The following is a 14,248-nucleotide window of genomic DNA, read 5'->3' on the forward strand; positions in this document are numbered from 1 at the left end:
TCTTGTTATGTGTGACCCCAGTGATACCCGAGGGTGCGACGCTTTGCAGCAGGTGGCCGGTGCGGTTGGAGGGCTGTTGCGCATCAATTTGTAAAGTAAACGTTACGAATCTGGCGGAGTCTCCACCCTGTGGTGGGTTTTCAGGTTTGAAAAAGCGGTTTGCTGTCACATAATCTTGACGACTATCTGCGCCATCCTGCAGAAAGTTTGTAAAGCCCGATGCCATAAGCGTCGGTTTTCGGCGCTTATGCCTTTCACTGTCAGTCCCAGGGCCTTCCTTCTATGCGTATCAAAGTTCACTGCCAGAATCGCATCGGCATCCTGCGCGACATTCTCAACCTGCTGGTGGAATACGGGATCAACGTGGCCCGTGGCGAGGTGGGGGGCGAGCATGGCAATGCCATCTATCTGCACTGCCCGAACCTGATCAACCTGCAATTCCAGGCGCTGCGCCCCAAGTTCGAGTCCATCGCCGGGGTGTTTGGCGTCAAGCGAGTCGGGTTGATGCCCAGCGAGCGCCGGCACATGGAGCTCAATGCGCTGTTGGGGGCTCTGGAGTTCCCGGTGCTGTCCATCGACATGGGCGGCTCCATCGTGGCGGCGAACCGGGCCGCAGCGCAGTTGCTCGGGGTGCGGGTGGACGAGGTGCCGGGCATTCCCCTGTCGCGCTACGCCGAAGACTTCGACCTGCCGGAACTGGTGCGGGCCAACCAGTCGCGGATCAACGGGTTGCGAGTCAAGGTCAGGGGCGATGTGTTCCTGGCGGACATCGCGCCGCTGCAATCGGAACATGACGACAGCGAAGCCATGGCCGGCGCGGTATTGACCTTGCACCGGGCGGATCGCGTTGGCGAGCGCATCTACAACGTGCGCAAGCAGGAGCTGCGGGGCTTCGACAGCATCTTCCAGAGTTCGAAGGTCATGGCGGCGGTGGTGCGTGAGGCTCGGCGCATGGCGCCGCTGGATGCGCCGCTTTTGATCGAGGGCGAGACCGGGACCGGCAAGGAGCTGCTGGCCCGTGCCTGTCACCTGGCCAGCCCGCGCGGGCAGTCGCCGCTGATGGCCCTGAACTGCGCCGGGTTGCCGGAGTCCATGGCCGAGACCGAGCTGTTCGGCTACGGCCCCGGCGCCTTCGAGGGGGCTCGGGCAGAGGGCAAGCTGGGGCTGCTGGAGCTGACCGCCGGTGGCACCCTGTTTCTCGACGGGGTAGGGGAGATGAGCCCGCGCTTGCAGGTCAAGCTGCTGCGCTTCCTGCAGGATGGCTGCTTCCGCCGGGTCGGCAGCGATGAAGAGGTGTACCTGGATGTGCGGGTGATCTGCGCGACCCAGGTGGATCTTTCCGAGTTGTGCGCCAGGGGCGAGTTCCGTCAGGACCTCTATCACCGGTTGAATGTGCTGTCCCTGCACATTCCGCCATTGCGCGAATGCCTCGACGGCCTGACCCCCCTGGTGGAGCACTTTCTCGACCAGGCCAGCCGGCAGATCGGTTGCCCGTTGCCGCGTCTGGCGCCGGCGGCCATGGAACGCCTCAGTCACTACCACTGGCCGGGCAATGTGCGGCAACTGGAGAACGTGCTGTTTCAGGCGGTTTCCCTGTGCGATGGCGGTACGGTCAAGACCGAGCACATCCGGCTGCCGGACTATGGTGCGCGCCAGCCGCTTGGCGATTTCTCCCTGGAGGGTGGCCTGGAACAGATTGTCGGGCGCTTTGAAAAGGCCGTGCTCGAGAGTCTGTACGCCGAGCACCCCAGTAGCCGTCAGCTGGGCAAGCGGCTGGGGGTTTCCCACACCACCATCGCCAACAAACTGCGCGAATACGAGGTCGGCAGGAATGCCGGCGACAATCCCTAGGCTTGTATCCGGGCCGTTACTTGCCGGTAGCGGCATAAGACCGCCGTTTTTCCGTCTTCTGCCAGCGCTGTTTTTTCCTCTGTAATCAGGCAAAGCCTTGCCCCGCCTGGGGATCACCACTGCGTGAAAAAGTTGGTGCGCTTATTGCTTATGGCTTCGCAGTACAGCGGTGGGCGGCAAACGTCCGGCAGACAGAGGAAAGACTGTGGACAAGTACCTTTATGTGGCAATGACCGGCGCCAGCCAGAATGCACTGGCGCAAAAGGCTCATGCCAACAATCTGGCGAACATCTCTACCAATGGTTTTCAGCGCGACCTGGAGCAGGCCCGTGCGATGCCGGTATTTGGTGACAGCTTTCCGGCGCGCGCCTTTGCCATGAGCGAGCGCCCGGCAACGGATTTCAGTGCCGGCTCGATGGTGGAGACCGGTCGTGACCTGGACGTGGCCGTCAGCGGCAACGGCTGGATCGCCGTGCAGAGCCCCGACGGCAGCGAAAGCTATGTGCGTACCGGCAGTTTGAATGTCGACGCCCTGGGTGTGCTGCGCGCCGGCAACGGCATGCCGGTGATGGGCAATGGCGGCCCGATCGCCGTGCCACCCGAGCAGAAGATCGAAGTTGGCCAGGACGGCACCATCAGTATCCGTGCCATGGGCGAGGGCCCGCGAGTCATGGCCGAGGTCGACCGCATCAAGCTGGTCAACCCGGACATCAAGAACCTCACCAAAGGCCTGGACGGCTCGATCAAGACCAAGGACGGCCAGCCGGCACCCGCCGATGCCAATGTCCAGGTGGTCTCGGGCTTCCTGGAGTCGAGCAACGTCAACGCTGTTGAAGAGATGACCGCGGTGCTGGCCCTGTCCCGGCAGTTCGAATTGCACGTGAAGATGATGAACAGCGCCAAAGAAGACGACCAGGCCATGGCTCGGGTCTTGCAGATCAGCTAATTACCAGTATCTAGCGCCGTAAAACAGGCGCGAGAGGAGAAATCAATGCTTCCGGCTCTATGGGTTGCCAAAACCGGTCTGTCCGCCCAGGACACCAACCTGACCGTCATTTCCAACAACCTGGCGAACGTCTCGACCACGGGCTTCAAACGTGATCGCGCCGAGTTCCAGGACCTGCTGTACCAGATCAAGCGTCAGCCGGGGGCCCAGTCCACCCAGGACAGCGAGCTGCCAACCGGCCTGCAGGTCGGTACCGGTGTGCGCATTGTCGGCACCCAGAAGAACTTCACCGCCGGCAGCCTGCAGACCACCGAGCAACCTCTGGACCTGGCCATCAACGGACGCGGTTTCTTCCAGATCCTGCAGCCCGATGGCACCACGGCCTACACCCGTGACGGTACTTTCCACCTGAACTCCGACGGCCAGATCGTCACCGCCAGCGGTTTTGCCCTGGAGCCTGCGGTTGTCGTGCCCAACGATGCGCAGACCTTCACCGTAGGCCAGGACGGCACCGTGTCCATCACCATTGCCGGCAACCCGGCGTCCCAGGTGATCGGCAACCTGCAAACCGCCGACTTCATCAACCCGGCGGGCCTGCAGGCCCAGGGCAACAACCTGTTCCTGGAAACCGCCGCCAGTGGCGCGCCGCAGATCGGTACCCCGGGCCTCAACGGTTTCGGCACCACGCTGCAGAACACCCTGGAAGCCTCCAACGTCAGCACCGTTGAGGAGATGGTCAACATGATCACCACTCAGCGCGCTTACGAGATGAACTCCAAGGTGATCTCCACCGCGGACCAGATGCTCTCGTTCATTACGCAGAAGCTGTAATCAAGTCTTGAGGTCGCCACGGGTCTGAAGTGGTGCACCGGCAACATCGTGAGGAAGGGTCATGAATCGGTTTATTTGTGTTCTAGCGCTGAGTGGGAGTGCCGTGCTCGCGGGCTGTGTCGCCCCGCCGCCCAAGCCCAATGACCCTTACTACGCGCCGGTGCTGCCGCGTACGCCGCTGCCTTCCGCGTCCAACAACGGTTCGATCTACCAGGCCGGCTTCGAGCAGAACCTGTACAGCGACCGCAAGGCGTTCCGGGTCGGTGACATCATCACCATCACCCTGAACGAGCGGACCAACGCCAGCAAGGGTGCCAACTCGGCGCTGACCAAGACCAGTTCCAACAGCATTGGCCTGACCTCGCTGTTCGGTGCCGTGCCCAACACCAACAACCCGCTGGGCGACGGCGACCTGACCCTGAATGCCGGCTACAGCGGCAATCGCGCCACCAAGGGCGACAGCAAGGCGGCCCAGAGCAATAGCCTGACCGGTTCGATCACCGTGACCGTGGCCGACGTACTGCCCAACGGCATCATCGCGGTGCGTGGCGAGAAGTGGATGACCCTCAACACCGGCGATGAGCTGGTGCGGATTGCAGGCCTGGTACGGGCGGACGACATCGCCACCGACAACACCGTGTCCTCGACCCGGGTCGCGGATGCACGCATTACCTATTCGGGCACCGGCTCGTTTGCCGATGCCAACCAGCCTGGCTGGTTCGACCGTTTCTTCCTCAGCCCGCTGTTCCCTTTCTAGGTGATGAAAAGACTCATGCTCAATTTCAAGCACCTGATGGCGGCGGCGTTGTTGCTGTCCACTTCCCTTGGCGTCCAGGCCGAGCGGTTGAAGGACATCGCCAGCATTTCCGGCGTGCGTTCCAACCAATTGATCGGCTATGGCCTGGTGGTCGGGCTTAACGGTACCGGCGACCAGACTACCCAGACGCCTTTCACCTTGCAGACCTTCAACAACATGCTGTCGCAGTTCGGCATCAAGGTGCCGGCCGGCTCCGGCAACGTGCAGTTGAAGAACGTCGCGGCGGTGTCGGTGAGTGCCGATCTGCCGGCGTTCGCCAAGCCGGGCCAGCAGGTGGATATCACCGTGTCCTCCATTGGTAACTCCAAGAGCCTGCGCGGCGGCACCTTGCTGCTGACGCCGCTCAAGGGCATCGACGGCAACGTCTACGCCATCGCCCAGGGCAACCTGGTGGTGGGTGGTTTCGATGCCGAAGGACGCGACGGTTCGAAGATCACCGTCAACGTACCGTCGGCCGGGCGGATTCCTGGTGGCGCCTCGGTCGAGCGTGCCGTGCCCAGTGGTTTCAACCAGGGCAACAGCCTGACCCTGAACCTCAACCGTTCGGATTTCACCACCGCCAAGCGCATCGTCGACAAGATCAACGACATGCTCGGCCCAGGCGTGGCCCAAGCCATCGACGGTGGCTCGATCCGGGTGACCGCGCCCCTGGACCCAAGTCAGCGTGTGGACTACCTGTCGATCCTGGAGAACCTGGAGATCGATCCGGGGCAGGCGGTGGCCAAGGTCATCATCAACTCCCGTACCGGCACCATCGTCATTGGCCAGAACGTCAAGGTCTCGCCGGCGGCGGTGACCCACGGCAGCCTGACCGTGACCATTACCGAAGACCCGATCGTCAGCCAGCCCGGCCCTCTGTCCAATGGCCAGACCGCGGTGGTGCCCCGCTCGCGGGTCAATGCTCAGCAGGAAGCCAAGCCGATGTTCAAGTTCGGCCCGGGCACCACTCTGGATGAGATCGTCCGGGCGGTGAACCAGGTGGGCGCGGCGCCAGGCGACTTGATGGCCATCCTTGAAGCCTTGAAACAGGCCGGCGCCTTGCAGGCCGACCTGATCGTGATTTGAGGTGAGCGCCATGGATATTCGTAAGAGCGGACTGATTGGCAGCGGCGATTCCGGGTCTTACTCCGACCTCAACCGCCTGCAGCAACTGAAGGTCGGCGACAAGGACAGCGAAGCCAACGTGCGCAAAGTGGCGCAGGAGTTCGAGTCGCTGTTTCTCAATGAAATGCTCAAGTCCATGCGCAAGGCCACTGACGTCATAGGCCAGGACAACCCGCTCAATACCCCGGCCGCCAAGCAGTACCAGGACATGTATGACCAGCAGTTGGCGGTGTCCCTGTCTCGCGAGGGTGGCGGTATCGGCCTGGCCAATGTGCTGATGCGCCAGATGATGAAGAACAAGCCGGCTCATCCGAATGCGGCCACCACGACTTTGCCGGCCGCGGCGCCGGTGGCGACTCCGACGCCGATCGCTGCCGGTACCACGGCCCAGGATGGTCCGTTGAGCCGGGTCAACGGCCAGCGCCCGATGTGGGCTTCGCGGGCCCACGATCCTTTGCGCACGAGCGTGGCGCATAACGACATGGTGCTGCTCAACCAGCGTCGTCTGTCCCTGCCCAGCAAGCTCACCGATCGCCTGTTGACCGGCATCGTGCCGTCGGCCGGTGCCGTCGAGGGCGGCGCACAGAACGCCGCGCCGACCCGCAACAGCCCGGCCGCCGATGCCGTGCTGCGGGGCGAGTGGCGGGTCAATCAGGGCTACGCCGCGTCCCAGGGCAAGATGCGGGTCTATGGCCGGGCCATGGCCCAGCCGCCGCTGGCACCGGCCAAGCGTGCCTTCAGTTCCGCCGACGACTTCGTCGCCACCATGCTGCCGATGGCGCAGCAGGCGGCCCAGCGTATCGGGATCGATCCGCGCTACCTGGTGGCCCAGGCCGCCCTGGAAACCGGCTGGGGCAAATCGGTGATGCGCCAGCAGGATGGCAGCAGCAGCCACAACCTGTTCGGCATCAAGGCCGGCAGCAGTTGGCAGGGTGCACAGGCCCGGGCGATCACCAGCGAGTTCCGCAACGGGCAGATGGTCAAGGAGACGGCGGCGTTCCGTTCCTACGATTCCTATCAGGACAGCTTCCACGATCTGGTGACCTTGTTGCAGAGCAACAATCGCTATCAAGAAGTGCTGAAGGTGGCCGATAAACCAGAACAGTTTGTTCGCGAGTTGCAAAAAGCCGGGTATGCAACGGACCCGGATTACGCAAGCAAGATTTCGCAGATAGCCAAGCAGATGAAGAATTACCAGAACTACGCTGCGGCTGGCGTTTCCACGAATTTATAAGGTCTGAATCATGAGTTTGCTCAATATCGGGATGTCGGGGCTGGCCGCCAGCCAAACGTCGTTGATGACCACGGGTAACAACATTGCCAACGCCGACACCGCCGGGTACTCGCGTCAGCAGACCGTGCAGGGCACCAAGGCCTCCAGCCAGAATGGCAACGTCTTCATCGGCACCGGCACCACCCTGGCGGACGTGCGCCGGGTCTATAACAGCTTCCTCGATGCCCAGTTGCGCACCGCCACCTCGCTCAACAGCGATGCCGCGGCGTTCCAGGGGCAGATCAGTCCGATCGACCAATTGCTGTCGGACAGCGGCACCGGCATGACCGGCGCCCTGACCAAGTTCTTCGCCTCGGTGCAGAACCTCAACGCCAAGCCTACCGACGAGGCTTCCCGGCAGTTGCTGCTCAGCGACACCCAGGCCCTGAGCAACCGTTTCAACTCGGTATCCAGCCAGCTCAACCAGCAGAACACCAATATCAACGGCAACCTGGCGAACATGGCGGACCAGGTCAACAAGCTGGCCAACACCGTGGCCCAGCTCAACCAGAAGATTTCCGAGCTGTCGACCAACGGCAACGGCATGCCCAACGATCTGCTCGATGCGCGTAATGAAACCGTGCGCCAGCTTTCGACCTTCATCGGCGTGCAGGTCTCGGAGCGTGGCTCCAGCGTCGACCTGTACCTGGGCAGCGGCCAGCCGCTGGTCATGGGTAACTCGGCCAATACCCTGGAAGTGGTGCAGGGCAAGAACGACCCGAGCCGCTCCGCGCTGCAGTTGAACCGGGGCTCGAGCAGCATCGACATCACCAACCTCACCACCGGTGGCGAGATCGGCGGCCTGCTGCGCTACCGCAGCGAAGTGCTGGATCCGGCGATGAACGAGCTGGGCCGCGTAGCCCTCGTGGTCGCCGACCAGATGAACAGCCTGATGGCTCAAGGCATCGACAAGAACGGTGATTTCGGCGGCAACCTGTTCAACGACATCAACAGTGCCCGGATGATCAGCCAGCGCAGCATTGGCAGTGCCACCAACAGCGCAGGCTCGGGCAACTTCGATGTCACCATCAAGGACACCGGCAAGCTGAGCACCAGCGACTACACCGTGACCTTCAGCAGTGCCACCGACTACAGCGTCAAGCGCTCCGATGGCACCGACATGGGCAGCTTCAGCACCACCACCAGCCCGGCACCGGTGATCGATGGCTTCTCGCTGAAACTCAATGGTACGGTCGGTGCCGGTGACAGCTTCAAGATCACCCCGACCCGCAATGCCGCTACCACCATCCAGACCGAAATGACCGACCCCAAGCGCCTGGCCCTCGCGGCTCCGCTGAAGGCCGAGCTGGCTGCCGGGCTCAAGAGCTCCCTGAGCATTTCCGCGCAGCCTTCCTTGAGTGTGCCGATCGACAACTACGACGCCGCAGCCAAGCTTGAGATGCAGACCGCAATCAAGAATTCGGGCCCGGTCAAAGTGGTGTTCAATGCGCCGGCAGGCGGCAGCCAGAGCTACGACTATTTCGATGCCAAGGGCAACAAGATGGGCAGCGGCTCCATCGTTCCCGGGCAGACCAACACCCTCAACCTGCAGATCAACATGCTGGATGCCAGCGGTGCGCCGATCACCGACGGCGGCACGCCACCGGTGACCAAGACGTTCGGCGTGCAGATGACCGTGGCCGGCGCTCCCGCTGCCGGCGACAGCATGAACATCTCGGTGAACGGCGCCGGCTCTTCGGACAACCGCAACGGCCTGGCGCTGGCCGGTTTGCAGAGCAAGCAGACAGTCGATACAGGTTCTGCCAGCAAAGGCATCACCCTGGTGGATGCCTACGGCAAGCTGATCGAGAACGTCGGCGCCAAGGCCAGTCAGGGCAGCCTCGACAGCGCCGCTACCGGCACCATCCTGGCTAACGCCAAGGGCGCCCGGGACTCGCTGTCCGGGGTCAACCTGGATGATGAGACCGGCAACCTGGTCAAGTTCCAGCAGTACTACACAGCGTCGTCGCAGATCATCAAGGCTGCGCAGGAAACCTTCAGCACGCTGATCAACAGCCTTTAAGGAGTCGTAGCCCATGCGCATTTCCACCTCCCAGTTTTACGAGTCCTCGGCTACCAACTACCAGAAGAACTTTTCCAAAGTGGTCCAGAGCAGCGAAGAGGCCAGCAGCCTGGTTCGCGTCAAGACCGCTGCCGACGATCCGGTAGGTGCCGCGCGCCTGCTGCAGCTGGGCCAACAGGCTTCGTTGCTGGACCAGTACAAGACCAACACCAACTCGATCAAGGCCTCCCTGGGCCAGACCGAATCGGTGATGACCAGCATCAACAACGTGCTGGCCCGCGCCAAGGAACTGGCCTCCGGTGCCGGCAACGCCGGTTACACCGACGCCGACCGCCAGGCCAATGCTTCGGAACTGGGGCAGATCGAAGAGCAGTTGCTGAGCCTGATGAACTCCCAGGACGAAAACGGCAAGTACATCTTCGGTGGCTCCAAGGATGACGTTCCGCCGTTCAGCCGCAACTCCGATGGCACCTACAGCTACAACGGTGACCAGAGCAGCCTGCAACTGCCGGTCGGCGACACCATGATGATGGCCGCCAACAGCACCGGTTGGGACGTGTTCCAGCAGGCACTGAACACCAGCCGCAGCCAGGTCACCATGACCGCGCCAGCCGTGGATGACGGGCGGATTTCCCTGTCCAACGGCCAGGTGGCCAACAACGGTGCCTACAACAGCCAATTCCGCAGCGGCGAGCCTTACACCGTGTCCTTCGTGTCCGGCACCCAGCTGAAGATCGTCGACGGCAGTGGCAACGATGTGACGGCCGAGGCCAGCAAAGGCGGTGTTTTCGGCACTGCGCCGAACCAGACCGTGAGCTTCCGTGGGGTCGACCTGAGCCTGAACGTCAACCTCAAGTCCGGTGACGACGCCAACGCCGTGCTGCCGGGGCATACCTTCACCCTGGGCTCCAAGCCGGACACCTTCAATGTGGCGCGCTCTCCGGGCAACCCGAGCATGACTCAGGTCTCGAACACCAGCATTACCGATCCGGTGGCCTACAACTCCACCTTCCCCAGTGGTTCGGCGATCCTCAAGTTCACCAGCGCTACCAATTTCGATCTGTACGCTGCGCCACTGACCGCTGATAGCAAGCCGGTGTCCTCGGGCGTGGTCGGGCCGGGCAACGTCGCCACCGCGGCGGGCGTGAGCTTCACCCTGACCGGCGCGCCTTCTCCGGCGGCCAACGATCAGTTCAGTGTGTCGGTCAACACCCACGAGACCCAGAACATACTGGATACCGTGAGCCAGCTGAAAAACGCCTTGAACACGCCAACCGCCGGTAACACCCTGGCGACCCAGAAGCAACTGGCCGACCTCGCCTCGGGGATGGCCAACCTGGCCAGTGGCATCGACCAGCTGTCCATCGGTATCAGTTCGGTGGGTGGTCGTGGTTCGGCCCTGGACACCCAGACCGAAATCAACGAAAGCCTGGCAGCTGCCAACACCAAGACCCGCTCGGCCATCAGCGACTCCGATCCGGCCGAAGTGATGACCCGCCTGACCCTGCAACAGACCATGCTGCAAGCCTCGCAGCTGGCCTTCAGCAAGATTGCCCAACTGGGTCTGTTCAACAAGGTCTGAGTGCGTGGCGTTCGGGCTGGCGCCCGGACGCCGCGATCTTCGAGCAGCCAGCCGTCTTTTTTAAGCGGTCTTGCAGCCCTGGCATCACTGGCCAGGGCTCGCCGCTCGAGAGTTTCCCGCCGTGAGCCAAGCCCCTCTAGTCAGCATCGTCATTCCCGCCTTCAACCCACGCTTCTTCAGCCAGGCTCTGGAAAGTGCCTTGGCGCAGACCTATCAGCCACTGGAGATCGTTGTTTGCGACGACAGTCCCGGCGATGAAATCCAGCAGGTTGTACAAGGGCTGAGCGAACCCGCGCACCCGGTGCGTTACGTGCGCAACCCGCAACCTTTGGGGTTGCAGAAAAACCTGTTGCGCTGCGTGAAAGAGGCCCGGGGCGAGCTGATCAAGGTGCTTTGCGACGATGACCGGCTGTTTGCGCCGAGCATCGCCCTGCAGGCGCAAGTGCTGATCGAGCACCCTGAGGTCAATCTGGTGTTCGCACTACGGGTATTCAACGACGAAGGCAACTCCATTCTTCCGCCGCGGATTGAAAACTGCCGCTTTGCGCCGCTCGACGTGCTGCTCAAAGGCGATGACATGCTGGCGATCTTCGAGGGCACGCGGAAAAACTTCCTCGGCAACTTCAGTGCGGCACTGATGCGTCGAGCCGACGTGCTGGAGGTACTGCCAGCCCTGATCCACAAGGGCGCCGGTTTTGTCGCCTTGCTGGACCTGGCGCTGTTCATCTGCCTGATGCGCCGCGGCAATCTGGCGGCCCTGTCCACCGTGTTGAGTTGCGAGCGCCTGTATCAGGGGCGTTTCAGCCGCACGCCGCAAGTGCTCAAGGCCGTTGCCACCGAATGGGAATGGCTATTGCGGATGCTCTCCGAGCGTTCTGGCGAGTCGGCGCCCGCTGCGGGCTGGGTGCGTTACGTTGAACTGGCGCGAGCCGCCGAGCAGCCACGGCCATGGCGTGAGCTGGGGGTGCTCCATGTGCTGGGCAATCGCAGCGCCGTGGTCAACGGTCGGGTAGGGGGCGAGAGTCAAAGCTACGAGGAGTTCTACCAGCAATGGCTGGCGGCACGTTGCCTGTCGGCGGCGGAACAGCGGTTGCTGCCGCAGCGCATCGAAAGCTGGCCGCGGCGGGTGCGGATCGTGCCGATCGTCATGGACCTGGCAGGTGATGGCGCCGCTCTCGAGCGGACCCTGGGCAGCCTGGCCGGCCAGTTGTACCCAGCCGAAACGATCGTGGTGTTGTCCACCGCTGCCGGTACAGCCGGGGAGGCTGTGCTGCGTCAACCCTTGCGGGCCGACTGGGCCGGGCAACTCAACGAACTGATCCCTCGCCTGGATACCTGTGACTGGTTCTATCTGTTGCAGTCGGGTGACCAACTGCGTGACACGGCATTGCTGGTGCTGGCCGAGCGGATCGCCAACACCCCGGCCATGCTCTGCGCCTACAGTGACGAAGGCGCATTGCTTGATGGTCAGTCAACCGAACCGGTGTTCAAGCCCGACTTCAACCTCGATTTGATGCGTGCCTACCCTTATGTCGGGCGCTCGCTGGCCTTTTCCCGCGAGCGTTTCCTGAGCGAGGGAGGCTTCGATTGCGCACGTGGCGAGCTGGCGCCCCAGGATCTGTTGTGGCGGCTGGTGGAAAATGTGGGCCCGCAAACCATCGAGCATATTGCCGATATCCAGATCGAGTCCGAGTTCCCGTTCGCAAAGTGGCTGTCCCGGCCCCAGGTCATCGAAGCCAGTGAGGGGCTGGTCGCTGCGCACTTGCAGCGCATCGGCGTGCAGTACCGGATCCGCCATGATGATTTGCCTTTGCTCAATCGCATCGACTATCAGCACGGTGCGCGGCCGCTGGTGTCGATCATCATCACCTGCGGGGATTCGCTGCCGGCCTTGCAGCGTTGCGTCGAAGGCCTGATCGAGCAGACCGCCTACAACCATTACGAGATCCTGCTGGTGGCTGCCGGCAGTCGCGACCCGGACATGGCTGACTGGCTGGCGGCCATGGGGCAGTTGGGGGGCAACATGCTGCGGGTCTTGCCTTATGCCGGCCCCGCCAACCAGGCGGCCTTGACCAACAGCATTGCGGCCCAGGCTCGCGGCGACTACCTGCTGTTGCTCAGCCACGACACACGGATCTGCACCAGCGACTGGCTGGACGAGTTGCTCAACCAGGCCCAGCGTCCGGAGGTGGCTGTCGTGGGGGCGCGCATCCTTGCTACCGATGGCTCCATCCTGCATGCCGGGCAGGTACTGGGCATGTCTGGGCCCGTGGGCTCGCCGTTCATCGGCGAAGCACTGGGTGCCCGTGGTTATATGCAGCGTCTGCAGGTGGTGCAGAACTGGAGTGCGGTCAGCCGCGACTGCCTGATGATCCGCAAGGACGTGTTCGACAGTCTGGGCGGGCTGGATGAACAGAGTTTCGGCGCTGACCTGGGTGAAGCCGACCTGTGCCTGCGCGTCGATCGCGATGGCTACCTGGTGGTCTGGACCCCCACGCCACCCTGATGCTGGCCCCGGCGTTGGCGCCACCGCAGGCGCCTGAGCAGCAGCAGATGCAGGAGGCTGAACAGGAGCGCTTCTACCGTCAGTGGCTGCCGAAGATCGCTCGCGATCCAGCCTACAATCCGGCCCTGAGCCTGGGGTTCTCCAGTTTCAGCCTGGAACCCAGCCTGCGCAACAACTGGAACCCGTTCTGCTCACGAGCCTTGCCGCTGGTGCTCGGCTTGCCGGTCAACAGCAGCGCGGTCGGGCATTACCGGGTCACCGGGCCACTGCGCGAGCTGGAAGCTGCAGGCAGGGTCATCGCTCGGGTGGCATACGAATCTCCGACCACCGTGGAAATCGAGCGTTTGTCGCCCGATACCATCGTGCTCCAGGGGCGCTACAGCGACGGCGCGGCCAGCGACATTCTGCGAATGAAGAAGTACTCCAGTGCGTTGCGGGTCTTCGAACTCGATGATTACGTGGTCAGCGCGCCAAAGAAAAACAGCCATGCTCGCAACAAGCCGGCGAACATCGAGCAGATGCTGCGCGACGGCATTGCCCTGTGCGATCGGCTGGTGGTCACCACTCAGCCGCTGGCGGATGTCCTGTCGGACATGCACAGCGATATCAGGGTAGTACCCAATATGCTCGCCCCTGAGCCCTGGGCGGGGCTGAGCAGCCGTCGCGGTACTTCCAGCAAGCCGCGGGTTGGCTGGGGTGGGGGCACCAGTCACACCGGGGACCTGGAGGTCATTGCCGATGTCGTGCGTGAACTGGCCTCTGAGGTGGAATGGGTGTTCTTCGGCATGTGCCCCGACGCCTTGCGCCCTTATGTGCACGAGTTCCATCCGGCGATCGGCTTGCAGGCTTACCCCCTCAAGCTCGCCAGCCTGAACCTCGACCTGGCTCTGGCACCTCTGGAGTTCCATATTTTCAATGACTGCAAGAGCAACTTGCGGTTGCTGGAGTACGGAGCCTGCGGCTACCCGGTCATTTGCACCGACACTGAGGCCTATCGTGGCTTCCTGCCTTGCACCAGGGTTCGCAGCAACACGACCGAAGAGTGGCTGCAGGCGATCCGCATGCACCTCAGCGACCCTGTTGCCAGCTACCGCATGGGAGATGAATTGCGCGAGGCGGTGCGGCGCGACTTCATGCTGGGCCCCGACAACCTGCAGCACTGGATGTGGGGCTGGTTGGCAGACTGAAGAAACCGCTGCAAAAAAAGCCACGCCTGCCAAGCGTGGCTTTTTTGTTTCTTGCGTGGCCTCTCGCAGTGGCGGGGGCTGCGCTCTACGCACCGATGGAACTGGCGCGTTTCCTGCAGCCTTGCTGG

8 protein-coding genes and 1 pseudogene are annotated in these 14,248 nt (G+C 62.8%); all 9 read left to right on the forward strand.

Annotated elements, in window-relative coordinates; translation table 11 throughout:
• Window positions 1-282: 282 nt before the first annotated feature.
• The 9 genes and pseudogenes from KI242_RS08425 (at window position 283) to KI242_RS08465 (ending at window position 14,120) form a co-directional block, all read left to right on the forward strand.
• Complete coding sequence (locus tag KI242_RS08425; RefSeq protein WP_015634615.1) at window positions 283-1,851, forward strand: sigma-54-dependent phenylalanine hydroxylase transcriptional regulator PhhR; 1,569 nt, start codon at window positions 283-285, stop codon at window positions 1,849-1,851.
• 205 nt (window positions 1,852-2,056) lie between these two features.
• Entirely contained in the window at window positions 2,057-2,797 is a 741-nt protein-coding gene (gene flgF / locus KI242_RS08430) for a flagellar basal-body rod protein FlgF (RefSeq protein ID WP_015634616.1), read from the forward strand.
• 45 nt (window positions 2,798-2,842) lie between these two features.
• On the forward strand, window positions 2,843-3,628 hold the full coding sequence (gene flgG, locus KI242_RS08435; RefSeq protein ID WP_011059950.1) for a flagellar basal-body rod protein FlgG: 786 nt from the start codon (window positions 2,843-2,845) through the stop codon (window positions 3,626-3,628).
• A gap of 61 nt (window positions 3,629-3,689) precedes the next feature.
• Complete coding sequence (flgH, locus tag KI242_RS08440; RefSeq protein WP_011059951.1) at window positions 3,690-4,385, forward strand: flagellar basal body L-ring protein FlgH; 696 nt, start codon at window positions 3,690-3,692, stop codon at window positions 4,383-4,385.
• A gap of 15 nt (window positions 4,386-4,400) precedes the next feature.
• Window positions 4,401-5,510: a flagellar basal body P-ring protein FlgI gene (locus tag KI242_RS08445; protein ID WP_011059952.1), complete on the forward strand. Its 1,110-nt coding sequence runs from the start codon at window positions 4,401-4,403 to the stop codon at window positions 5,508-5,510.
• Between the two features lie 10 nt (window positions 5,511-5,520).
• Window positions 5,521-6,783, forward strand: a complete 1,263-nt coding sequence (gene flgJ, locus KI242_RS08450; protein ID WP_053156921.1) for a flagellar assembly peptidoglycan hydrolase FlgJ — start codon at window positions 5,521-5,523, stop codon at window positions 6,781-6,783.
• 10 nt (window positions 6,784-6,793) lie between these two features.
• Window positions 6,794-8,845 carry a flagellar hook-associated protein FlgK gene (gene flgK / locus KI242_RS08455; protein WP_011059954.1) on the forward strand — a complete coding sequence of 684 codons (2,052 nt, stop codon included), beginning with the start codon at window positions 6,794-6,796 and terminating at the stop codon, window positions 8,843-8,845.
• Between the two features lie 13 nt (window positions 8,846-8,858).
• Complete coding sequence (locus KI242_RS08460) at window positions 8,859-10,427, forward strand: flagellar hook-associated protein 3 (protein WP_011059955.1); 1,569 nt, start codon at window positions 8,859-8,861, stop codon at window positions 10,425-10,427.
• 121 nt (window positions 10,428-10,548) lie between these two features.
• A pseudogene (locus tag KI242_RS08465) lies at window positions 10,549-14,120 on the forward strand (glycosyltransferase).
• The last annotated feature ends 128 nt before the right edge of the window (window positions 14,121-14,248 follow it).

This window comes from Pseudomonas sp. Eqa60, assembly GCF_018326405.1.
Lineage (GTDB): Bacteria > Pseudomonadota > Gammaproteobacteria > Pseudomonadales > Pseudomonadaceae > Aquipseudomonas > Aquipseudomonas protegens.